Consider the following 21,229-nt stretch of genomic DNA (forward strand, 5'->3'; position numbering starts at 1 on the left):
CCGTACGAGGGAGACGGCGGCGGTCAGCGGCCGGTGCCGATGCTGGTGGCCCTGGACTGCAGGGTCTTCCGCACCTGGGCGACGGTGGCCTTGCCGTAGGCGAGCTTCTCCAGCTCGGAGTCGATGACGTCGGCGATCTGCTGCCAGGTCGTGATGGCCGGCGGAGCCTTGGTGACCTTCAACTGGGTCTCGAAGGCCGCCATCTTGGTGTTCTGGCCCAGCTCGCCCTGCGACCAGGACTGGACGGCGGCGGGCAGGTTGCCGGAGGTGTCCGCGTATGCGGCCAGGTTCTTCGGCTCGGTGAGGAACTGGACGAACTTCCACGCCGCGTCGGAGTTCTTGGCGTCCTTGAAGACCGCCAGGTCACTGCCTCCGGCCAGCCCGGCGGACTGCGTGCCCTGCGGCAGCGGCATGGTCTTCCACTTGCTGTCCAGCTCGGGGGCGTTCTTGTGAAGGTCGCCGCCGGTGCTGGCGCCCTGCTGCACGGTGCCGATCAGCCCGTTCTGGATGTTCTGGCGGGCGTCGGTCTTGTCGTTGGGTGTCAGACCGTCCTCGAACATACCGCTGTAGTACTGAAGCGCCTTGGTGACCGCGGGTGAGTCGAACGTGAACTTCTTGGCGGTGGCGTCGTAGATGTCGCCGCCCTGCTGCCACACCATCGGCAGCCAGAACAGCCAGGAGTTGAAGCCGGTCTGCAGCTGGGTGGCGTGGCGCAGCTTGGGGTTCTGCTTGCCCGCGGTGGCCTGGATGGCCTTCAGGTCCTTCAGGTATCCGGCCCAGTCGTCGGCCGGGGCGCCCTTGATGCCGGCCTTCTCGGTGATGTCAGTGCGGTAGTAGATGACGGAGGTGTCGGCGATGAAGGGAACGCCGTAGGAGGTGTTCTTGTACTTTGTGGTGTCCCATTGTCCGGGGAAGAACGCGGACGCCTTGAACGAGGCCGGGGTTGCCTGGAAGCCCTTCATGGCGGCCATCTCGGCCATCCACGTGGAGCCGATCAGGGACATGTCCGGGGTGTTGCCGCCGACGATCGAGGTGGTGAGCTTCTCGTGGGCAGCGTCCCAGGGCACCGCAGTGATCTGCACCGTGACGCCGGGGTTCTGCTGCTCGAACTTCTTCGCCAGGCTCTGCAGGTCCTTGTCGGCCGTGTCGCCCATGGACCACATGACGAGCTTGCCCTTGGCCTTGCCGCTGCCGATCTTCGCCGGGGCGTTGGCGGCCGCGGAGTCGTCGCTGCGGCCGCAGCCGGTGGCCAGCAGGGCGGCCGCGACGGTGGCGCAGGCTATCTGGAGGGTTCGGGTGGTGGGACGGGGCGTGCTCATGGTGCGGCTCCTTGCTGACGGACGGGGCGAAGAAGGAGGGGCGGCGGGGGGCAAAGGGGACGGCGGGTGGGTCACGCTGCGGCGTGGAGACCGCCGTCGTCAACGACGAGTTCGGCCATGAGGCGCAGATCGCGGCTGGAGCGTCCGACGCGCAGCCGGTAGCGGCCCGGCGGAGTGCGCCAACGGCCCGTGTCGGTGTCCCAGACCTGGAAGGCGCGGGCGGGCACGTGCAGGTCGGCGGTGGCGCGGTCGCCTGCCGTCGCGCGGATGACCGTGAAGCCGGCGAGCAGGCGCACCGGCCGGTCGGGGCCGTCCTGCGGCGGCTCCAGGTAGGCCTGGACAACCTCACGACCGGCCCGGGGCCCGGTGTTGGTCAGATCTACTGTCAGCTTGAGCCCGTCTCCGCCCGCGGGGTCGGGCAGATTGGCGGAGACGGACGACTGTGGGACGGCCAGGGGCCCGTACGGCCCGCTGACTGTCAGGGACTCGTACGACCATCGGGTCCAGCCGAGGCCGTGGCCGAACGGGAAGGCCGGGACGAGGCCGCCCTTGTCCCAGGCCCGGTGGCCGACGTGGATGCCCTCGCCGTAGTGCACGATGCCGTCGCGGGGGCGGGCGTCGGGGACGGGGACGTCCTCCGCGCGGGCGGGCAGCGTCCAGGGCAGCCGGCCGGACGGCTCGATCCGGCCCAGCAGGACGTCGGCCAGGGCGTGCCCGGCCTCCTGGCCCGGCAGCCACGCCCACAGCAGGGCGGGTGCCTCGTCGGCCCAGGGCAGCAGCACGGGAGCGCCGGCGTTGACGACCACGATGGTGCGCGGGTTGGCGGCGAGCACCTTGCGGACCAGCTCGTTCTGGTGGGCGGGCAGGTCGAGGGCGGTGCGGTCCCAGCCCTCGGACTCGACCTCCTCGTTGGTGCCCACCACGACCACGGCCACATCGGCGGCCTGGGCCGCGGCGGCGGCTTCGGCGATCTCCTCGTACGGCGTCGGACCGGGCGGGGCGTGCCGCAGTTGGGCGGTGACGAAGCGGTCGTAACCGCCCGGTTCCACCACCGTGAGGTCGATGGCGAGGGTGATCCGACGCGGCTGCGGTCCTACCTCGAGGTCGATGCCCCGCAGTGGGGGGTTGCTGTGGGTCGAGTCGAGGATCAGTTCCACGCCCCGGTCGTCATCGCCGGAGAGGACCTCCTCGTCGTCGATGCTCACTTGGTAGCGGCCGACGCACCCGATCTCCAGGCGGTGCGTCCCCGGCTCGGTGAGGGTCAGCACGGTGTGCAGCACCACGCGGTGCGTTTCCGGCCCGAAGTCGCCGTATCCGCTCCAGTTGCCGCAGGGGCGTATCTCGCCTCCGACGCGGCCGCCGTCGGCGGTGAGGTGGTCGGCGCGCACGCCGGCGGTGCCGGTCTCGGGGTCGGTGAGCAGTGCGGCGGACAGGTACGGCGGGCGCAGGCGGGAGTCGCCGCCCCGATGCACGGACAGGTGCACGTCCTCGGGGAGTGCGGCGCGCAGCCCTTCTTCGAACGACACGGTGCGCACCGCCGGGACGTAGGCGCTGCCGCCGCCCTGGAGGTAGGGCGTCACGGCGTTGGGTCCGATGAGCGCGACGCTGCGGACGGCTTCTGGTGCCAGCGGCACCAGGTCGGACTGATTGCGCAGCAGCACCATGCCGCGGGCGGCGACCTCGCGCAGAAGACGGAACTCCTCCTCTGCGGGCCCTGCCGGGGCGGTGGGCGGCGGGGGGCTCTGCCCGGGTTCGGCGATTCGGCCGGTGTTCCGGGCCAGTCGCAGCAGCCTCAGCACCTTGTCGTCGATGAGCCGCTCGTCCACCTCGCCCGCCCGGACGGCCTCCACCAGGGGCACGCCCCACTGGGGGTCGGGTCCGGGCATCACCAGGTCGAGGCCGCCGACCGCCGAGGCGACGGTCGAGCGGGTGGCGGCCCAGTCACTGACCACCGGTCCGGCAAAACCCAACTCCCCCTTCAGCACCTCGCGCAGCAGGCGCGCGTTCTCGGTCATCGGCGCCGACGCGGTGCCGTCGTCGACGCCCGAGTAGGCGGCCATGACGCTCCACGGCTCGGCCTCGGCGAGGACCTGCTCGAACGGGGCCAGGTAGACCTCGCGCAGGGTCCGCTCGTCCAGCTGTGAGCGGTAGAGGGTGCGGTCGGTCTCGGAGTCGTTGGCCACGAAGTGCTTGAGGCAGGCGCCCACATCCCGGCTCTGCAGACCTCGAACCAGGGCGGCAGCGAGAGTGCCGGTGAGCAGCGGATCCTCGGAGAAGTACTCGAAGTGCCGCCCCGCGACGGGGGTGCGCTGCAGGTTGACCACCGGCGCGAGGACGACGTCGACGCCCTTACGGCGCGCCTCTGTGGCGAAAAGCGTGCCGAGCCGCTCGGCGAGCTCGGTGTCCCAGGCCGCCGCCAATGCGCTGGGCGCGGGGGCCAGCAGGCCGGTGGCGGCCGGGTCGCCACCGGTTCCGCGCACGCCCTGAGGGCCGTCGGACATGGTCACCGCCGACAGTCCGAGGCGCGGCTCGGCCGGGAGGCTCCACATGGTCGCGCCCGTCAACAGCCTGACTTTGGACTCGAGATCCAGGGCTCGGATGCGGTCGGCGAGCTCGGTGTCATCAGGGAGGGCAGGGCGGCTCATGCTCGTCCTTCCAGGCCGCGATGCGGCACGAAGCGGGCGGAACGGGAAGCAGGAAAGCACACTCACTAAGTACTTAGTAAGTCCTTGTGCGGAAGTTCTTTCAGCGGTTGGATAGGTGTCGTGACCACTGACCAACAGCGCCGTAGAGTCAGCCCGATGACCGAGAGCACGCCAGACGCAGGGAAGGAGCCCCGCACCGGGAAGAGCCTCAAAGCCCAGCAGCGGAGGCAGGAGATCCTGCAGATCGCCATGGACACCTTCGCCGCCCGCGGCTACAACAACGCCTCCCTGCAGGAGATCGCCGACCGCGCCGGAGTCACCCAGGCCGGCGTCCTGCACTACTTCCGCTCAAAGGCCCAACTGCTCACCAGCGTCCTCGACCTGCGCGACGCAACCGACATCGAGCAACTCGGCCCGGACCGCCCCCGCGGCATGGCATTCCTCCGCCACCTGGTCGACACCGTCCGCCGCAACGCCGAACGGGAGGGCATCGTCCGGCTGTACTCCGTTCTGTCGGCGGAGAGCGTCACCGAAGGTCACCCCGCACAGGACTTCTTCCGCGACCGCTACACGGGCCTACGTGCCATGGTCACCGAGGCCCTCGCCGAAGCAAGCGAACTCGGCGAGATCCGGGCGGACGCCAACCTCGAAGGCGCGGCCAACGCGATCATCGCCGTCATGGACGGCCTCCAGATCCAGTGGCTGCTCGCCCCCGGCTCCGTCGACATGGCTGCGTCCACGGACCGCGTGGTCACCGCACTCCTGGCTGACATCACCGGGAAGCGGGCCTGACAGCGGTCAAAGGACCGCGAGCGGGCACGGAGGCATTGCCGGTGCAGTCCGGTGACGCGCTGTGTCACGGTTTGGCTCGCTCCTCGGCGACATCCTGTCGGAGTCAGGGCGGAGGCTCCGACCGCCGGGTGGTCGGAGCGGAGCGTCCGCGTTCACGGTTGCGGGTCGGCTTACGGGCGGTCACAGGTCCTTTACGTACGTGTTCTGGTAGGCCGCCCTCCCTCCGAACACGTTCAGGCCGAGGTGTCCGTCGGTGTACGTCGTGTCCGTCACGTCGATGATCCGCCGGCTGTTGAGGAACACCTGGATGCGGTGGCCTCGGTGAGGATGCGGACGGGGTAGGTCGTGCCGCGGCGGACCAAGGCCGGAAGGTGGGCGAGGGCCGCGACGTCGTCGTCGAAGTAGCCGTTGGCCTTGGCGACCAGGCGGATCACGCGAAGGTCGGGGTCGATGTTGAGGCAGTAGGCGTTGTTGCCGTCGGAGGAGGCGCGCCAGAGGAGGGAGAGGGCGCCGCTCGTGTCCGGGAGAGGGTCGAGTAACTCCATCGGGGCCGTTTCCTCGTCGGGCCGTTTCCTTGCCCCTCGGCCGTCGCCGGGACACTTCCTCAGCAGCGACAGGCTCTCCACAGCGCAGACACCAGCCGACGTCGCCCTACCTGCGTCCGCGCACTGGCCGCGCCGGAATCAGCACTGCCTCCGCCACCGGCCCGGTGCTCAACCGGCCGCCCCGTGGATGGCTGCCACAGCAGCGCCACCATCAAATGGGACAACGGATCGCCCCCCGAGACACCGTCGGCCTGGACACGTCTGCGCCGTCCCGGCCCCTGTACGGCCCCTGGGTCTTGACATCGGCCCTCAGAGCAGTCATCCCGACCGCGAGCGACACCCTCGATCATCCACTCAGCCGCAGGTCAGAAGGGTGGGAGCTCCCCCGAGCACCGCCCGACCCCAAACCCACGAGCAGCGGATTCAGTCTGTTCAGGCGAAGTTGACGGTCCGACACCCAAAAATGAACGTTTCCGCAGGTCAGAGACCTGCACAGGTGGGCGGGTGGGGCTCGAACCCACGGCCGGCGGATTATGAATCCTTTGGGGATCTTGGCGGCCCTTGTCGATCAATGCCAATCTTGGCCGTTTTCCCAGGTCAGACGCGGTTTGACGCCTCAATCCCCCGCTCCCCGAATCGAACGCCCCAGCCACACGGTTGGCCACACTGGAACTCGGCCAGGCCGCGCGTAGACGTTTGACCCGTGACCACTGCCATAGAGGCTCAGCCTCAGCACCCGGGAGAGATCCTCCGCGCGTTGGAAAGGGAATCCGCTGCGCATGGTTTCGAGACCCTCTCCTCAGCTGGGGAGAGGGTCCGTGAACCGGGTGAGCGTGCCCATCCGGGACGCGTTCTGGACGCAGGTTGGACACAAGGATCGGAAAGGACTGACAAGGGCCGGTGCTCGGCCCGGGCGAGCTGGGCACGCACCCTGGCCTCCGGCACCGCCGTCGACATCCGGATCACCATGCTGAAAGTGACGACCTCCCGCCTCACCTGGAAGTTCGAACGCCGAAAGGAGCCCACCGGGAAGTACCTGGCGCACACCCCTCTCCTGACGCGCTCGCTGCAAGTCCACAGATCTGAGAAACAGACCACCCAGGGGTGCGCGAGCCCACCAATATACAATCGATCATGTATATTTATATACGCCACAGTGTGCATGAGGAGGCCATCTTGAGCCGCACCGTGATCGACCTCGACGACGAGGCACTGGAAGAAGCCGCCAAGGAACTCGGCACCACTACCAAGCGCGACACCATCAACACCGCCCTGCGCGAGGTCACCGCCCGCTACCGGCGCCTGCGCGCGCTCGAAGACGCCCGGCAACTGGTGACCGACGGAGCCCTGGACATCGACATTCTCCTGGACAAGAACCAGTACCGGCCGTGACCGTCGCCGACTACCTCATCGACACCTCCGCCCTCGCCCGCGTCCTGCTCCGCCAGACCACAACTGAGTGGGACGACAGGATCGGCGCCGGCCTCGTCGCGATCTGCGACATCACGGAACTCGAGGTCCTCTACTCCGCCCGCTCAGCCGCGGACCGCGCGCGACTGAAGGCCGCACTCGACGCCCACTACGTGTGGTGCCCCATGCCTGACGGCATCTACCGCCGCTCCCGCATCGTCCAGGAACAACTGACCGCCAAAGGGGAACACCGCAGTGCGGGCCCCGTCGATCTCCTGGTGGCCGCAGCCGCGGAAGAAGCAGGCCTCACCCTGCTCCACTTCGACCGCGACTTCGAAACCATTGCTCGCACGACGGGGCAGCCGGTCCGCATGATCGACCTCAGGCAGTAGAGTCCGCGCGGTCGCGGCGCAGGCTCGGGTGAGTGCACGTCACGGGCAACTCGGGCGCGCTGTCTTTACTCCTCCGGCGTGATTCTTCGTGGGCGTCGGTCGGTCAGCCGCGTTGCCGGCGGGCACGCAGAGCGGCCCAGTGGCGCAGGCGCTCGGTGATCTGGGCTTCGTAGCCGTTGCGGGTGGGCTGGTAGTACGTCTCGCGGCCCATGTCGTCGGGGAAGTAGTCGTCACCGGAGAAGCCGTCGGCTGTGTCCGGGTCGTACTGGTAGTCCTTGCCGTAGCCGAGGTTCTTCATCAGCCGGGTCGGGGCGTTGAGGATGTGGGCGGGTGGCATGAGTGAGCCGGTGTGCCGGGCGGATCGGTGTGCGGCGTTGAAGCCGCGGTAGACGGCGATGGACTTGGGGGCGGTGGCGAGGTAGACGACGGCCTGGGCGATCGCCAACTCGCCCTCGGGGGAGCCGAGTCGCTCGTACACGTCCCAGGCAGCGAGTGCCTGCTGGACGGCGTGCGGGTCGGCCATGCCGATGTCCTCGTTCGCGAAGCGGACCAGGCGGCGGGCGACGAACAGCGGGTCCTCGCCGCCGTCGAGCATGCGGGCGAGCCAGTACAGGGCCGCGTCCGGGTCGGAGCCGCGCATCGACTTGTGCAGCGCGGAGATCAGGTTGTAGTGGCCCTCCTGCGCCTTGTCGTACAGCGGGGCGCGCTGCTGGATGTGATGGGCGAGCCCGGCGGTGTCCAGGGTGGTTTCGGTGTCCGGGAGGGCTTGGAGCTGTTCGGCCATGTTGAGCAGGTAGCGGCCGTCGCCGTCCGCCATGGCGATCAGGGCGCGGCGGGCGTCGTCGTCCAGGGGCAGATGGTGGCCGGTGAGCTGCTCGGCGCGGTCGAGGAGCGTGGACAGCGCTGCCTCGTCGAGGCGTTTGAGGACGAGGACCTGGGTGCGGGAGAGGAGGGCGCCGTTGAGTTCGAAGCTCGGGTTCTCCGTGGTGGCGCCGATCAGAGTGACGGTGCCGTCCTCGACGTAGGGCAGGAAGCTGTCCTGCTGGGCGCGGTTGAAGCGGTGGATCTCGTCGACGAACAGCAGGGTGCCCTGGCCGATGCCGCGCCGGCTCCGCGCGGCGGCGAAGACCTTGCGCAGATCGGCCACGCCGGAGAAGGTGGCCGACACCGGTTCGAAGTCCAGGTTGCCGGCGTCCGCGAGGAGCCGGGCGATGGTCGTCTTCCCGACGCCGGGCGGGCCCCACAGGATGGCGGAGCTGAGGCGCTGCTGGGCGACCATGCGGCCCAGCGGGGCGTCCCGGGCAAGGAGGTGGTCCTGCCCGACGACCTCGTCCAGCTGGGTGGGGCGCAGGCGGTCGGCGAGGGGTCGGGCGGGCTCCTCGTCGAAGAGCGGCAGGGTCGCTTCGGTCGGTTCCATCGGTCTCTCGGGTCGGAAGCGGACGTGTGCGGACGTGGCGAGCCGTGCACGGGCACTGACAGGCTTCGGTTCAGCCGCTCGTGGGGAAGCTCGCGGCGCTCATCGGGCACCGGGGCGGTCGCGTCGCGGCAGCCGCTCGGCGACCAGGTCGTAGGAATTTTCGACCGCGTCGGTGACCAATCGCTCGGTGATGCCGGGTCCTGGCCCGAGCGAGATCCAGTGGCGTTTGTCGAGGTAGCGGCCCGGTGTGATCGAGGCGTAGTCGCGTACGTGCGCGCGGGCGTGTTCGGGTTCGCACTTGACCGTGATGATCTGCTCGTCCGGGTCGTCGGTGACGATCAGGAAGACCTTGCCCGCGACCTTGTACACGTCGAGTCCCGGGGTGAAGGGGTAGCCGTGGCTGACGTCGGGGAGGGCCAGGGCCGCCTGGCGGGCGGTGTCCTGGAGCCGGTCACCGGCCGCGCTCATCGGGCCGCCCGTGCGCCGGCGCCGTAGGTGTGCGGGTCGACGGGCCGCTCGGCCTTGGGCAGGTGGGCGACGACGAGCCGGTAGGAGTCGGTGACGAGTTCCCTGATGAGCTCTTTGTGGACGCCTTCTCCGCTCTCCAGGGTGATCCAGTGCTTCTTGTTCATGTGGTAGCCGGGGGTGATGTGGCTGTACTGCTCCCGCAGGGCCTCGGCCTCGCCGGGGTCCGCCTTGAGGATCACGACGGGACGCCCCGGGACTTCGGTCATCAGCATGAACACCTTGCCGCGTACCTTGAAGACCTCCCAGTCGTCACCGAAGGGATGCTCCAGCCGAGCTCCGGGAAGCTCCTCGGCGCAGGCGGCGGCGGTCTTGTGCAGGGCCGGTCCGTTCATGAACGTTTCCTTCATCGGGTGAGCGCGGGCTGGGCACCCCATGACGCGAGTGGCGCGCCGCACGGTCGTGGCGGCACCTCCCACTCTCTCCCCGAAACCGGTATAAGGCGCAGTAAACTGCGGACACATGATGGTCGACAAGCGACACCCCGGCCTGAGCGGACGAGCTGAACCGGCCGCGGTTCCGCTGTACGGTTTCCAGCCCCCGGTCGGTACTCCGTACGGCCTGGAGGTGAACACCATCGAGGACTTCTTCGCCCAGCACGACGACTGGCCGTGGAACCCGCCTCGCCCGGTCCGCGCCACCTTCCACTACCTCATCGCGGTCACCGAGGGCGAGCTGCTGCACGACGTCGACCACGTCACGCGGACCGTCGCCCCCGGCCAGTGGCTGTGGGTGCGTCCCGGACACACGCTGTGCTTTCATCCGCCCGGCTCCGCCCGCGGCCCGTTCGTCCTGTTCGAACCGGATGTACTGCGGCCCGACATCGCCCGTCTCCTGGCCCCGCTCACCGCGCACGACGCCCCGACCGTGCTGAGCCCGCAAGCCGATGACGCCGCCTGGCTCCAGCAGACGGCGCTCCAGCTCCTGGACGAACACCGCGCACTCGGGCGCCGCCCCCTCGACATCCACCACGCCCTGCGCCGCAGCCTGCTCGAATCGCTGCTGCTGCGCCTGACCAACGTCCCGGGCATCACCCCCACCGGTACGGCCACGGCCGGCACGGGCCGCACCGACCGGTACGGACGCTTCCAAGACGCCCTGGAACTGCACTTCCGGGAGCTGCACCAAGCCGCTGACTACGCCGAGCTGCTCGACTGCTCGGTCCGCACCCTGAGCCGCGCCGCCCGGGACGCCACCGGCAAGGGGGTACGTGAACTCATCGATGAGCGGCGCCTCCTGGAAGCCCGGCGCCTGCTGGGAGCTGCCCGGTGGGACGCCCGGGCTGTGGCCGCCCACCTCGGCTTCACCGACCCCGCGAACTTCGGCCGCTTCTTCCGCGACCGCACCGGTCTCACCCCGGCCGCCTTCGCCACCCGCGAGGCGAGGACCGACGCGTGACGCAACGCGGCGGAGGTGCCGTGCCCGTCAGGAGGAGACGGCTGCCTTCGCGGTCTGCGTGAACGCCCAGTGGGAGTACCCGACGTGCCACTCACCGTCAATCACCCGATCAGCCGGTACGCCTCGCGCCGGCCGTGCGGAGGTCGCGTTCACAGACGGCAAGAACATTGCCGGAGGGGTCGGTGAACCAGGCGAACCAGGGGCCGTTGGCGCGGTAGATCCCGTCCGAGTCGATCTGCACTCCCTCATAGTGCTCGAAATCCACGCCGCGTCGGGCGAGGTCCGCGACAGTACGTGGGAGGTCAGGGACGACGATGTTGAGGATGGTGAAGCGTGCTGGTTGGTGGTTGCGGGATGCGTACGCGACGGTGCTCGCACCGCCAGGGAGGCGGATGGTGAGCATTGCGTCCCGGTCTTCGACTTGCAGCCCGAGTACGTCGTGGTAGAAGGTGCGGGTCGATTCCAGGTCGGTCACGGTGAAGGAGCTGTAGGCGTCGGTCGCGGTGCCGGTCATCATGGGATCCTGACGTTCGGTCATTCGGGTGCGCTGGTGTCGCGGGGCGTGTCTCGGAGCTGATCGGTGCGGCTGGGACGACCACTGGCCGGATGCCGGCGGCACAGGCGGGGCCCCGCTCGCCATGCCGGAGGAACCTGGTCAGGCTGGGGCCCACAGGCTCCGCCGCGGTCAGGAGGCGATCCTTTCGGTCACGGTCTGGGAGAACGCCCAGTTGGAGTGCACGATGAGCCACTGTCCGTCGACGAGCCGGTAGCCGTGCGTGGCGTTCCAGGCGCGCCGCTGCTTCTCGTTGCCGTCCTCGTCGAGCACGTAGGTCTTCAGGTTGTAAGCCAGGACGGCGAAGTCGCCGCTGTCGCCGACGTGGACCGTCGGGTTGAGGTACTCGCTGCGCACGATGTGCGGGTTGGAGTAGATGGACGACAGCCACGCGACGGTCTTCTCCTTGCCGACGACGATGTTCTCGAGGATCGGGTCGAAGTAGCTCACCTCGTCCGCGAAGCCGTCCAGGTAGCCGCCCGGGTCACCGACGCTGAAGCGTTCGTTGTACGACTTCTCCAGCTCGATGATGGCCTTGCTGACTTCTTCCTTGTTGACGCCCACGGCGTCCTCCCTTTCTTTGTGCATGCCCCAGCCGTTGCCTGTCGGCGAATCAGGGGACGTGTTTCTTTCAGTCGTCCAGGACGACGACGTGCTTGCCCGGCGTGGTGCCGGATTCGAGGTCGGCCTGGGCGTCTCGGACTTGTTCCAGGCCGTGGTAGACCTTCGCGACCGGGACGTTGAGGCGTCCGGCGGCGATGGCCTGGAGCTGGTGGGCGAGGACGTCGGCCGGGAGGTCGCTGGCCTGGCCGCCGTAGGAGGTCAGGCGTACCCCGAAGGGGATCATGAACGGGGTGAAGTCCGGGATGGACCACTGGCCTGCCAGTGCTCCGGTGAAGCAGACGGTGCCGTGCCGGCGGACGGTGCGGAGGGTGTCGGGGAGGACCGAGCAGCCGACCAGTTCCAGGGCGGCGTCGACGCCGTCCGGGATCAGCTCGCGCACCTGGTCGGCGAGGGTGCCGTTGTCGACGAGGGGATGGTCGACGCCCGCGGCCCGCAGTTCCCCGGCCCGGCCGGGGCTGCGGGTGGTGGAAATGACGGTGGCGCCGAGGTCCTTCGCGATGGTGGCCGCGCTCAGCCCGACCGTGGAGGTGCCGCCGCGGATCAGCAGCGTCTGCCCGGCTTTGAGGTCCAGGCCGCGGGTCAGGGATCCGTAGGCGGTCTGGAACATCTCGGGCAGCGCGCCGACGACGTCCCACGGCAGGCTGGTCTCGAACGGGATGACCTGCCCGGCGGGGACGGTCACGTACTGGGCGTACGCGCCGTCGTAGGAGCGGCCCATGCCGCCCATCATCGTGGCCACCTGCTGTCCTGGCCGCAGCCCGCTGTCCTCGTCGGCCTCATCGACCACGCCGACGCCCTCGATGCCGGGCACGCGCGGGTAGGTGACCACCGCGTCCGACTCGCCCTTGCGGGTGGTGACCTCGGACTCGTTGACGCCGAACGCCTTCACCTTGATCCGCACCCAGCCGGGCTTGCGGACGGGCAACGGCACATCCTTGATCTCCAGTGCCTCGAGGCCGCCGGGCCGGGTGACGACGACGGCCCGCATCATCGCCGGCGCGGCGCCGCCGGTTGCTGTCGATTGGCTCATGCCGAGCTCCTTGTTCTGTTCGTCCCCCGGAAATGTGAAGGCGGAGCCGGGGTTCCAGGCACAGGTGCCCGGGTGATCAGTCAGTGGTGACCCTGCGCTGTTCTGCGTCTCGGGATCGCGCGGTGACCGTCAGGGACGGTCGATGCCCTCCCACAGGTCAAGGGCCTGCTGGTAGTGGGCGGTGGCCTCGAAGGGCGGGTTGCCGACACTTCCCGAGATGGGCCGGTCCGTGACAGCGGGCCACAGCCGGGACTGCTCACCGGTGGCGAAGTCGAGCACGATGTCGCGGATATGCCTGTCACGCTCGGCCTGTTCGGCGCTGCGGCCCGGCTGTTCCTGGCCGACCAGGGCGTACATCTCGGTGCCGTGCACCGCGGGCGCGCCCTCGGCGGGCCCGATCATCAGGAGATGGGCGTTGCCGCCCGCGGCGGCGTGCGCCAGGGCGCCGCGGGCGGCGGGGAGCGCGAAGAGGTAGTCCGCCATGACCGCGGCGCGGACCTCGGCCGGGGTACGGCCGCCCTGGTCGTAGGCGTCGACGATCTTCTTCGCGCGGGAGCGGGAAATGCGCCACCCCGCGACCTCGTCGACGACGCGGTCGAGGGTGTGCGGGTCGAAGCGGTCGAGGTCGTTCGCCACCCACCAGCCCATGTCGTCGCTGGCCATGCTCAGCAGCACGTCGACATCGCGGTGCGCGCCCGAGGCGAGGACGTCCATGGGATGGGCGTGCACCACCGCTTCCGGCTGCCCGATGTCCAGGACGACGCCGGTGGCCTGGTTGTCCACCCCACCGCGGACTCCGAGGTCCGTCGGGGCGACCTTGCGCAGGGCGTCCCTCAGGGAGGCCGCGTCGAGGTCGAGCAGCTTCTCCGGGTTGTCCGCGACGCCGAGTTCGGTGACGAACAGGTGCGCGAGCTCCTCGGCCCACCAGGCCGGGACGCTACGAGCGGGCCCGCCGGAGAACCCGGCCAGTCGCCGGTACAGGCCATCGGCGGAGGAGGCGCCGAGCAGACCGAAGGTGGAGTAGGCGCCGGCGCTGTGGCCGTAGACGGTGACGTTGTCGGGGTCGCCGCCGAAGTGGGCGATGTTCCGCTTGACCCAGGTGAGCGCGGCGATGATGTCCTGCAGGAAAAGGTTGCTGGCCTCGGCGAGCTGCCCGCCGTACTGGGAGAGCGAGAGCGCGCCCAGGGCGCCGAGCCGGTAGTTGACCGACACGCTCACCACGCGCCCCGTCGCGGCAAGACCGGAGGCGTTGGAGGTGATCTGGGTGTTCGCGCCGTACTCGAATCCACCGCCGTGGATGTACACGGTCACCGGGAGCGCCTTGTCGGCCGGCTGCTCAGGGGCCCACACGTTCAGGTTCAGACAGTCCTCGCCCATCCCGCTGTCCGCTTCGAGCCAGTCGCCGCTGTCGGGCTGGACGGAGACGACGCCCTTGCGGTCATAGGGTCGGTCTGGATCGAAGTCCGCGACCACGGGGCGGCGATACCGCTCGGCGGTGGCGTATGGGATCCCCCACCAGGACCGCACCCCTGGTGCAGTCGGAGCCTTGGGAGCGGTAGCGGTCATGACATGTCCTTCCAGCGCGGTTCGGGCGTTCGCGCGGAGTGTCGGCAGCTGGTTACGAGCGGTGACGCCTCCCATCGTTTCCTGCGATCCGACAAAGCGCCCGACGGATGGCGGTCACCTGGTGGTCATCAGCTGACACTTCGGCAACAAGATCTCGGTGCAGGCCGTGAACTTCTCTTAGCAGGCTGACGGCCGGATCGTCGGCGAACGGCGCCAGCCAGACCTCGCACAAGAGGTCGGTCTCCTCTTCTTGATCCGGCGTCTTCGCGCGAACAGCGCCCGCTGCGGTGAGAGTTGTATTCCCTGTCACCGAGACTCGTAGGGGTGCGGTGTTGCGGTTGCTGAGGCGGTCGAGGGAGATGCGCAGGGGGCGGCGCCCCTGGCCCGGGTGGCTGTCGCCGGTCGTCAGGGCGGCCTGGCTCAGGGAGCCGCTGAACAGAACCAGATCCTCGGCGGTGAGATCGGGGCGCAGCAGGCCGTCGTTCACCACGAACCTCGCCCGGCTCGCGATCGCGGTCGGCCGATGTCCTACTGTCCAAATCCCGCGGTCCCCAGACCCTGGCAGGGACGGTGGCCGAACTCGGCCGGCGAGCCCGCGCCGCGACACCCGAGGAGGCGGCCCGCGCCGGTGACCGGGTCGTGGTGAGCATCCCGCAGGCTCCCTACCGGGAGCTTTCCCGCCGCCGCACTGTCCGGCAAGGTCGTGCTCGACATCGGAGCGTCCGTGACGCGCCGTACGACGAACCCGACGACGGCCGCGTCGGCCTTGTCGAGCCACGTCACGTCGTCGGCGATCACCAGCAGCACGCGCTCGGCGGCCCGGGGCAGCGGACCACGTCTCGCCTCAGCGGTAGGCGTCACTGCCCCGGGAGGAACGGGATGAGCAGGAAGACCGGCGGCTGTACGTGCGGGAGCCGCGCCCAGCCCGGCCGCTCCCGCCCCGCCTGTCGGTCCTCTCTGGGCCGTTTCCAGTACGGGCTGTTTCCGCGCCCCAACTCGGACCGCACGCCATTCGGGCTGCGTCTGTGCCCCGCCGGCCCGGCAGAGCCGCCCACTCGAAGGTCCCCGGGCAGCACTTCTGAATCCTCGTGTCCAGCCAGCGTCCAGAATCCGGCACCCGAGCCTCGTACACGCCACCCGCGGAAACCTGCCCCAGCACCGGAACGCAACATCTGCGCAGATGAGAGCGATGTGAACTCATACCGGCCATAACGGAGCCGAACTCACGAGCAGCGGATCCAGTCCGTTCAGGCGAAGTTGACGATCCGAGACCCAAACATGAACGTTTCCGCAGGTCAGAAGCCTGCGCAAGTGGGGCGGGTGGGACTCGAACCCACGGCCGACGGATTATGAGTCCTTTGGGGATCTTGGCGGTCCTTGCCGATCCGTGTCGATTCATGACGTTCCTGCAGGTCAGGAGCGCACATCTCTGTCGACCTTGTATGCCCCTTGTCGGCTGGTTCCAGTCCTTGCGGTCCCCGCGTGGTCCCTGGCGCTCCGTGAGAGGCCTGCCAGGCTACAGAATCCAGCGGATCGCTCCAGCTCAGCAGACGCGGCCCGCGTGCACAGCACCACACCGACAACCGAACGCCGGTCAAGCCGACTCCACACACTGTCCACCGCCCGCCGCATGACCCCGCCAACATCACCAACAGGGTCACGGCATTGACTCTAGTCCCCGAGGGCGGCTCGGACTGTGGCGGCGAACTCGTAGTCGTGCCGCCAGTCGGAGCCGGTCGGCGGGAGGACCACCCGCTCGGTCCCGGCGTCGGCGTAGGCGGCCAGTTGTGATGCGGCCTTTGCCGGGTCGGCGTCCACCGGTGGCCCAACCACTGTGGCACTCGGTCGCGGTCGCCCGTGCTGCTCTGCCAGTTGCTCCAGCGTTGCCAGGTGTGCGGCCACCTCCGCGGGAGAGATCCCGATGGCTGCCCAGCCGTCCCCGTGGACGGCCGCCCTCCGCAGGGCCTTGGTTCCGTTGCCGGCGATCAGGATCGGAGGCATGGCCGAGCCAGGGGCGAGCGTGACCTGCACGCCGTGGCTGAGGACGGTCGGCTGTCCGGTGACCAGGCCGGGCAGCACGCGCAGAGCTTCGTCGGTGCGGAGGCCTCTGCCCTGGTACGGCACCCCCGCCGCACGCCAGCCGATGTCGCCGTGCACCGGGTTGCCGGTGCCGACGCCGAGGACGAGACGGTGGCCGGACACGTGCTGCAGCGAGCTGATCTGCTTCGCTGCCCACGCGACGGGCCGCAACGCCAGCAGCATCACGCCGAAGCCCAACGTGATCCGCTCCGTCGCCCCGGCAGCGGCGGCGAGGACCACGGTTCCGTCGAGGATGGGGGCGCTGGCCACCAGATGGTCGGTGGACCAGACCGAGTCGAGCCCGGCTCGCTCGGCGAATCGGGCGCTCTCGCGGACGTCGCCGAGGATCGGCTGGGTGGGATCGGGTGTGGAGGTCGGCAGAATCACACCGATCTCGATGGTCATGAGTTCCGCTCCTCGGCGAGAACGGTACGGCGGTAGTGGTCGGCGATGTCGTCGCTGGTGGTGAGCCAGATGTCGGGTTGGGCGGCGAGGTACTCCAGCGTCTGGTCGAAGTACTTGGCGCGGAAAGCCTGGCCGGTGACGAACGGGTGAACGGCGATCGCCATGACACGGGCGCCGTGCCGGGCGTCGGCGAGCAGTTGCTCGTACTGGTCCCTGACGATCTGGACGAACTCGGTGCCGGTGATGCCTCTACTGAAGAGGCCGAGGTCGTTGAGTTCGACGGTGTAGGGGACCGAGAGCAGGCCGGGCACGTTCAGCGCATAGGGCTGGTCGTCATTCGTCCAGTCCAGTACGTACTGCAGGCCGAGGCCGGCGAGCAGCCTCGGAGTGTCGAAGGTCTCGGTCAGACCCGGGCCCATCCAGCCGCGCGGACGCTGTCCGACGGCACCGGCGATGGTGTCGATGACGGCGGTGAGGTAGTCGCGTTCCTCGTCAGCCGACATGCCTGCGGTCAGTTCGGAATTCGTCTTCCCATGCGCCAGCCACGCCCATCGACGCTCCAGGCCCGCTTTGATGATCTGTGGATTCCGTTCGACCACATCGGAGTTCAGCAGGGCGCTGGCGCGGACACCGTGCCGGTCCAGGCTCTCAATGAGGCGCCAGATGCCGACGCGTGGTCCGTAGTCGCGCCAGCCGTAGTTGAGAGCGTCCGGCACCAGATCGGCCGTGCCGGGCCAGATGCTTGTGGACGCACAATCGATGCGGAAGTGCTCGATGTTCAACCCGACATAGCAGGCGACCTTGGCGCCGCCGGGCCAGGTGAACGCGGGACGTTCGCTGATCGGACTGTAGTCGAAGAGGGTGTTCTCGATCGGCATGCGTCAACTCTCGGAGAAGCGGCCGAGCTGAACAAGGACACTGTCCACTACGATTGATGAGTCAAACTCACCGGCCGGGGGACGGTATGGAGCGGCATGAGATCGAGGCGTTCCTGACCCTTGCCGACGAACTGCATTTCCGGCGTACCTCCGAGCGCCTGGGGCTGGCCCAGGGCAGGGTCAGTCAGACGATCAAGAAAATCGAACGCCGCATCGGAGTGCCGCTTTTCGAACGCACCAGCCGCAGGGTGACCCTGACACCGGCCGGCCGACAGTTGCACGATGACCTGGCCCCTGCCTACCGGGCGGTGCAGGAGGCGATCGCGCGAGCCGTCGCAGCCGGGCGGGGCGTCACCGGGACGCTGCGCGTCGGCTTCTCCGCGCCATGGTCGAACGAACTGGTTGTCCTGGCTGCGGACCTGTTCCGCGCCCGGTACCCCGGTTGCGACGTCCGGATTCGGGAAGTACAACTGGCCGATCCGCTCGGCCCGCTGCGCGCCGAGCAGCTCGATGTACAGCTGACCGAATTCCCGGTCGACGAACCTGATCTGGTAACCGGCCCGACGGTCGTCAGCGAGCCGCGCGGACTCATGGTGCCCGCGAAGCACTCGCTGACACGGCAGGATTCTGTGTCAGTGGAGGACATGGCGCGTCTGCCGATGGTGGTGATGTCCGGCGAGATCCCTCAGTACTGGCTGGACCACCACTACCCGAGCCGCACGCCGCAGGGCAGACCCATCGCTCATGCCGCCGCCTGCACCTACTGGCAGGAGGTGCTCACCCTGGTCTCGATGGGCCGCGGGGCGTCCCCAGCCGCACTGCGCGCGGCCCAGTACCACATGCGCCCGGGTATCAGCTATATCCCGCTCCGGGACGCCAACCCGATCGAGTACGGGCTGCTGTGGCGCCGCACGGGCGCAACGGCCCGGGTGAAGGCTTTCGCTGAGACCGTGAGCGAGATCGCCGGCATCCCGGGCTCGCCGGACGCGCTGCGCACCGGGAGTTCCTCACCGGCCGGATCGTGATCTCAGCGCCCTCGACGAACGCCAGAGCCGCTGACCCGTGCAGTCTGGGCTACCCAAGCGCCCGGAGGGCCACAAGCAGCGCCGCTCCCTGCCGCCTGCCCGAGGATCACCCGGTGGTCAAGCAGGTCGGCCAGGGCGAAGCGGCAGCGCACTCAGCGCGGGTTCGGCCCGCGGGCACGGATCTACCGCAAGGCCGCCGGTAATCAGCGGCAGCGTACGGCTCGCGGTCCTGCCCTGGAACGCCCTTCATGAGCGGTCCTGACCCCGCGCTCAGTACCCGCTACGCCCGGCGCGCCCAATCCCGACAGGAGGCTCTGCGAACGACGGCTCACGGCCGGCGAATGAGCAGTGCCCGGACCTGGATCCCACACGACGCATCGGCGCCGTCTCGGTCCCTGCCTGGCCCCTGGACCTTGACTTCGAGCCCCAGGGCAGCGGACCCAGAGGCCGACGACAACCTTGATTACCTGTTCCGCCGCAGGTCAGAGCCATCAAGGGAGTTCCGAACAGCACGAGACCCACAGGATTCCAAACCCGCGAGCAGCGGATTCAGTCCGTTCAGCCCAGTTGACGCTCCAACACCCGAAAATGAACGTTTCCGCAGGTCACAGACCTGCACAGGTGGGGCGGGTGGGACTCGAACCCACGGCCGGCGGATTATGAGTCCTTTGAGGATCTTGGCGGTCCTTGCGTTTCTACGCTAATCCGTGACGTTCTTGCAGGTCAGATGGGGCGAACCGTGTCGGCGCTCCCCTACCTTTGTCGGTCTGTTCCTATCCTTGTGTCCCCAACGCGTCCCCAACGGGTCCCCAACGGGTCCCCAACGGGCCCAGAATGGACGGCTTCACGGGGCCTGAGGCCGATCCCGCCAGCTCGGAAACTGGTATTGAACCCACCCGCAGCGGATTACCCTTCCAACGCGCACAGGCTCCGCCCCAGCACTCGGGGCGACGCCTCTGTGGCCTCTTCCGCAAACCAGACGTCCGGCTGCGCGAAGGCGTGCTCGCAGACCGCCCCCGCTGCCCCTTTGGCACGGCATCGGTGTCGCCGTTCCATGCTGCCGGCGCCGTGTCGTCTGGGTCACTGTCGTCGAACGGGTGTCGCTCGACCACCAGGTTCTCCGGGATCTCGAAACCCTTGGCCTGAGCGGCTTTGGCGGAGGTGGTCTTGCCGGTGCCGCCCCTGAGCATGCCGACAACGACGACGAAGGCGTCCCAGGCTCGGGCGGTGGCCGCGGTCAGGGTCTTGGGACGGGTGTTCTCGTTCATGCTTGATCTCCTGAACGGGAAAGTGACCTGCGCGGGTTGTCGACGACCTCGACGCCCGCTTCGGAGCGCGGCTGCAAGCGGGCGAGCGGGCGAGCGGGCGAGCGGGGGTGCCCTTGCCGCGCAACTGCAGCCGCGTTGGTGCATGGGCGGGCCTCTGCGCCGAGTCCGAGGGGCACCGCAGGGAATCTCGGTGACCGCCGGGGCACTCATTGCGGCTTTCTCGCGCGGTCCACGGGTGCTCTCGCGGGGTCCGCGGGTGATGGGGCCGCATGGGGGACTCAGCCCGGTGCAGGAGTCGGCAGACCGTGGCTGACGAGGGGCACTCCTCCGCAGGCTCCGGCACGGTGGCGCCGGTGTCGTACCGCGCCCGCCCGGACGGGTAGTCCTACCAGCGTTCCAGCGCCGCCGACCAGCGGACGCGGACCGCTGTTCAGGTTGTTTTCAGGTTCCCGGGGCGCTGTGGCAACACCTGCACCAGAGCCGCCAAAACAATGGCAAAGGGGTCTGGGGGAACTGCGTTTCACCGTGCCATCGTGCGGGCCATGACGACAGAGCACCTCCTTGATCACCGGTCACTCGCTCCCGCCCGCCGGATGGCGAACAAAGTGCCGGAGGTGACCGTCTCCTTCTGGGTCGTCAAGGTGCTGACCACGGGTATGGGGGAGACCGCCTCCGACCTCCTGGCCCGGCTGCTCGGACCCGTCCCGGCAGTCGCTCTCGGCGGCCTCGCCCTGATGGCCGCGCTGGCTGTGCAGTTCACCGTGCGCCGCTACGTCACGTGGGTCTACTGGACGGCCGTCGTGATGGTCAGTGTGTTCGGCACGATGGCCGCCGACGTCCTGCACGTCGGCCTCGGCGTTCCCTACACGCTGTCGACGCCCGTCTTCCTCGTGGCGCTGGCCACCGTCTTCGCACTCTGGTTCGCGAGTGAGCGCACGCTGTCCATCCACAGCATCCACACCCGCAGCCGGGAGGCGTTCTACTGGGCCGCCGTCCTCGCCACCTTCGCCCTGGGCACCGCCGCGGGCGACCTCACGGCCACCGTCGGCCTCGGCTACATCGGCTCGGTCGTGCTGTTTGCCATCGCCATCTGCGTGCCCGCCCTCGCCCACCGCTTCGGCGGACTGAACGCGGTGGTCGCGTTCTGGGCTGCGTACGTCATCACCCGCCCCCTCGGTGCCTCCCTCGCCGACTGGATGGCGGTCGGCCGCACCCGCGGTGGACTCGAACTGGGGCTGGGGCCGGTCACCCTCGCGTGGACCGTGGGCATCGTAGGGTTCGTCGGATATCTGGCCGCGACGCAGCGCGAACGAGGCGGCGCAGTGACGGTGTGAAGTGCGGCCGCCGCCCGTCGATCA

20 protein-coding genes and 1 pseudogene are annotated in these 21,229 nt (G+C 69.0%); 7 read left to right on the top strand and 14 right to left on the bottom strand.

All coding sequences use genetic code 11. The annotated features are described in order from the left end of the window. Window positions 1–23 precede the first annotated feature (23 nt). Window positions 24–1,319, bottom strand: a complete 1,296-nt coding sequence (locus tag ACIBK3_RS04910; protein ID WP_399361901.1) for an extracellular solute-binding protein — start codon at window positions 1,317–1,319, stop codon at window positions 24–26. A 71-nt stretch (window positions 1,320–1,390) separates the two neighbouring features. Further along, window positions 1,391–3,964: a beta-glucosidase gene (locus ACIBK3_RS04915; RefSeq protein ID WP_399361903.1), complete on the bottom strand. Its 2,574-nt coding sequence runs from the start codon at window positions 3,962–3,964 to the stop codon at window positions 1,391–1,393. A 156-nt stretch (window positions 3,965–4,120) separates the two neighbouring features. Here ACIBK3_RS04915 and ACIBK3_RS04920 point away from each other — a divergent pair, with 156 nt between their 5' ends. Continuing rightward, window positions 4,121–4,756 (top strand): TetR family transcriptional regulator, encoded by a 636-nt coding sequence (locus ACIBK3_RS04920; protein WP_399361905.1) that lies wholly within the window; start codon window positions 4,121–4,123, stop codon window positions 4,754–4,756. A gap of 269 nt (window positions 4,757–5,025) precedes the next feature. Here the strand turns inward: ACIBK3_RS04920 and ACIBK3_RS04925 are convergent, their stop codons facing one another. After that, entirely contained in the window at window positions 5,026–5,301 is a 276-nt protein-coding gene (locus ACIBK3_RS04925) for a hypothetical protein (RefSeq protein WP_399361907.1), read from the bottom strand. A 1,176-nt stretch (window positions 5,302–6,477) separates the two neighbouring features. Between ACIBK3_RS04925 and ACIBK3_RS04930 the strand changes: the two genes are divergently transcribed. Next, entirely contained in the window at window positions 6,478–6,693 is a 216-nt protein-coding gene (locus ACIBK3_RS04930; protein WP_020115394.1) for a type II toxin-antitoxin system VapB family antitoxin, read from the top strand. Further along, complete coding sequence (locus ACIBK3_RS04935) at window positions 6,690–7,103, top strand: PIN domain nuclease (RefSeq protein ID WP_399361909.1); 414 nt, start codon at window positions 6,690–6,692, stop codon at window positions 7,101–7,103. Before ACIBK3_RS04930 ends, ACIBK3_RS04935 begins: the two co-directional genes overlap by 4 nt. Window positions 7,104–7,206: 103 nt before the next feature. On the opposite strand, the gene ACIBK3_RS04940 is transcribed toward ACIBK3_RS04935, so the two are convergent. The 3 genes from ACIBK3_RS04940 to ACIBK3_RS04950 all read right to left on the bottom strand — a co-directional run bounded on the left by ACIBK3_RS04940 (window position 7,207) and on the right by ACIBK3_RS04950 (window position 9,380). Further along, on the bottom strand, window positions 7,207–8,520 hold the full coding sequence (locus ACIBK3_RS04940; RefSeq protein ID WP_399361911.1) for a replication-associated recombination protein A: 1,314 nt from the start codon (window positions 8,518–8,520) through the stop codon (window positions 7,207–7,209). A gap of 99 nt (window positions 8,521–8,619) precedes the next feature. After that, window positions 8,620–8,988: an MmcQ/YjbR family DNA-binding protein gene (locus tag ACIBK3_RS04945; RefSeq protein WP_399361913.1), complete on the bottom strand. Its 369-nt coding sequence runs from the start codon at window positions 8,986–8,988 to the stop codon at window positions 8,620–8,622. After that, on the bottom strand, window positions 8,985–9,380 hold the full coding sequence (locus tag ACIBK3_RS04950; RefSeq protein ID WP_399361914.1) for an MmcQ/YjbR family DNA-binding protein: 396 nt from the start codon (window positions 9,378–9,380) through the stop codon (window positions 8,985–8,987). Before ACIBK3_RS04950 ends, ACIBK3_RS04945 begins: the two co-directional genes overlap by 4 nt. A 127-nt stretch (window positions 9,381–9,507) precedes the next feature. Here ACIBK3_RS04950 and ACIBK3_RS04955 point away from each other — a divergent pair, with 127 nt between their 5' ends. Further along, complete coding sequence (locus tag ACIBK3_RS04955; RefSeq protein ID WP_399361916.1) at window positions 9,508–10,443, top strand: helix-turn-helix domain-containing protein; 936 nt, start codon at window positions 9,508–9,510, stop codon at window positions 10,441–10,443. Between the two features lie 109 nt (window positions 10,444–10,552). On the opposite strand, the gene ACIBK3_RS04960 is transcribed toward ACIBK3_RS04955, so the two are convergent. The 8 genes from ACIBK3_RS04960 to ACIBK3_RS04995 all read right to left on the bottom strand — a co-directional run bounded on the left by ACIBK3_RS04960 (window position 10,553) and on the right by ACIBK3_RS04995 (window position 17,578). Continuing rightward, window positions 10,553–10,981: a VOC family protein gene (locus ACIBK3_RS04960; RefSeq protein WP_399361918.1), complete on the bottom strand. Its 429-nt coding sequence runs from the start codon at window positions 10,979–10,981 to the stop codon at window positions 10,553–10,555. Between the two features lie 147 nt (window positions 10,982–11,128). Then, window positions 11,129–11,584 carry a YybH family protein gene (locus tag ACIBK3_RS04965; protein WP_399361920.1) on the bottom strand — a complete coding sequence of 152 codons (456 nt, stop codon included), beginning with the start codon at window positions 11,582–11,584 and terminating at the stop codon, window positions 11,129–11,131. Window positions 11,585–11,627: 43 nt separating this feature from the next. After that, the gene (locus tag ACIBK3_RS04970; RefSeq protein ID WP_399361922.1) at window positions 11,628–12,650 is read right to left on the bottom strand and encodes an alcohol dehydrogenase catalytic domain-containing protein; all 1,023 of its coding nucleotides are present in this window, start codon (window positions 12,648–12,650) and stop codon (window positions 11,628–11,630) included. A gap of 129 nt (window positions 12,651–12,779) precedes the next feature. Next, entirely contained in the window at window positions 12,780–14,216 is a 1,437-nt protein-coding gene (locus ACIBK3_RS04975; RefSeq protein ID WP_399361924.1) for a carboxylesterase family protein, read from the bottom strand. Between the two features lie 52 nt (window positions 14,217–14,268). Further along, complete coding sequence (locus ACIBK3_RS04980) at window positions 14,269–14,703, bottom strand: hypothetical protein (protein ID WP_399361925.1); 435 nt, start codon at window positions 14,701–14,703, stop codon at window positions 14,269–14,271. A 41-nt stretch (window positions 14,704–14,744) separates the two neighbouring features. Continuing rightward, window positions 14,745–15,077: a hypothetical protein gene (locus tag ACIBK3_RS04985; protein ID WP_399361927.1), complete on the bottom strand. Its 333-nt coding sequence runs from the start codon at window positions 15,075–15,077 to the stop codon at window positions 14,745–14,747. Between the two features lie 810 nt (window positions 15,078–15,887). Beyond that, window positions 15,888–16,700, bottom strand: coding sequence for an LLM class flavin-dependent oxidoreductase (locus ACIBK3_RS04990; protein WP_399361929.1), 813 nt, complete (start codon window positions 16,698–16,700; stop codon window positions 15,888–15,890). After that, window positions 16,697–17,578 carry a polysaccharide deacetylase family protein gene (locus tag ACIBK3_RS04995; protein WP_399361931.1) on the bottom strand — a complete coding sequence of 294 codons (882 nt, stop codon included), beginning with the start codon at window positions 17,576–17,578 and terminating at the stop codon, window positions 16,697–16,699. The genes ACIBK3_RS04990 and ACIBK3_RS04995 overlap by 4 nt, the downstream gene beginning before the upstream one ends. An 86-nt stretch (window positions 17,579–17,664) precedes the next feature. Here ACIBK3_RS04995 and ACIBK3_RS05000 point away from each other — a divergent pair, with 86 nt between their 5' ends. From ACIBK3_RS05000 to ACIBK3_RS05010, 3 genes and pseudogenes are all read left to right on the top strand, one after another. Continuing rightward, a complete protein-coding gene (locus ACIBK3_RS05000) occupies window positions 17,665–18,603 on the top strand; it encodes a LysR family transcriptional regulator (RefSeq protein WP_399361933.1) in 939 nt (312 codons plus the stop codon). A gap of 37 nt (window positions 18,604–18,640) precedes the next feature. Then, window positions 18,641–18,862: pseudogene (locus tag ACIBK3_RS05005) on the top strand (transcriptional regulator); the annotation flags it as partial. Window positions 18,863–20,413: 1,551 nt separating this feature from the next. After that, entirely contained in the window at window positions 20,414–21,205 is a 792-nt protein-coding gene (locus tag ACIBK3_RS05010; protein WP_399361935.1) for a hypothetical protein, read from the top strand. The last annotated feature ends 24 nt before the right edge of the window (window positions 21,206–21,229 follow it).

The organism is Streptomyces sp. NPDC050287 (assembly GCF_044459385.1).
Taxonomy (GTDB): domain Bacteria; phylum Actinomycetota; class Actinomycetes; order Streptomycetales; family Streptomycetaceae; genus Streptomyces.

What these genes read in the sequence shown, in the direction of transcription:
- ACIBK3_RS04910 (WP_399361901.1), bottom strand. Translation starts at nt 1,319, where the DNA reads ATGAGCACGCCCCGTCCCACCACCCGAACCCTCCAGATAGCCTGCGCC.
- ACIBK3_RS04915 (WP_399361903.1), bottom strand. Translation starts at nt 3,964, where the DNA reads ATGAGCCGCCCTGCCCTCCCTGATGACACCGAGCTCGCCGACCGCATC.
- ACIBK3_RS04920 (WP_399361905.1), top strand. Translation starts at nt 4,121, where the DNA reads ATGACCGAGAGCACGCCAGACGCAGGGAAGGAGCCCCGCACCGGGAAG.
- ACIBK3_RS04925 (WP_399361907.1), bottom strand. Translation starts at nt 5,301, where the DNA reads ATGGAGTTACTCGACCCTCTCCCGGACACGAGCGGCGCCCTCTCCCTC.
- ACIBK3_RS04940 (WP_399361911.1), bottom strand. Translation starts at nt 8,520, where the DNA reads ATGGAACCGACCGAAGCGACCCTGCCGCTCTTCGACGAGGAGCCCGCC.
- ACIBK3_RS04945 (WP_399361913.1), bottom strand. Translation starts at nt 8,988, where the DNA reads ATGAGCGCGGCCGGTGACCGGCTCCAGGACACCGCCCGCCAGGCGGCC.
- ACIBK3_RS04950 (WP_399361914.1), bottom strand. Translation starts at nt 9,380, where the DNA reads ATGAACGGACCGGCCCTGCACAAGACCGCCGCCGCCTGCGCCGAGGAG.
- ACIBK3_RS04955 (WP_399361916.1), top strand. Translation starts at nt 9,508, where the DNA reads ATGATGGTCGACAAGCGACACCCCGGCCTGAGCGGACGAGCTGAACCG.
- ACIBK3_RS04960 (WP_399361918.1), bottom strand. Translation starts at nt 10,981, where the DNA reads ATGACCGAACGTCAGGATCCCATGATGACCGGCACCGCGACCGACGCC.
- ACIBK3_RS04965 (WP_399361920.1), bottom strand. Translation starts at nt 11,584, where the DNA reads ATGCACAAAGAAAGGGAGGACGCCGTGGGCGTCAACAAGGAAGAAGTC.
- ACIBK3_RS04970 (WP_399361922.1), bottom strand. Translation starts at nt 12,650, where the DNA reads ATGAGCCAATCGACAGCAACCGGCGGCGCCGCGCCGGCGATGATGCGG.
- ACIBK3_RS04975 (WP_399361924.1), bottom strand. Translation starts at nt 14,216, where the DNA reads ATGACCGCTACCGCTCCCAAGGCTCCGACTGCACCAGGGGTGCGGTCC.
- ACIBK3_RS04990 (WP_399361929.1), bottom strand. Translation starts at nt 16,700, where the DNA reads ATGACCATCGAGATCGGTGTGATTCTGCCGACCTCCACACCCGATCCC.
- ACIBK3_RS04995 (WP_399361931.1), bottom strand. Translation starts at nt 17,578, where the DNA reads ATGCCGATCGAGAACACCCTCTTCGACTACAGTCCGATCAGCGAACGT.
- ACIBK3_RS05000 (WP_399361933.1), top strand. Translation starts at nt 17,665, where the DNA reads ATGGAGCGGCATGAGATCGAGGCGTTCCTGACCCTTGCCGACGAACTG.
- ACIBK3_RS05010 (WP_399361935.1), top strand. Translation starts at nt 20,414, where the DNA reads ATGACGACAGAGCACCTCCTTGATCACCGGTCACTCGCTCCCGCCCGC.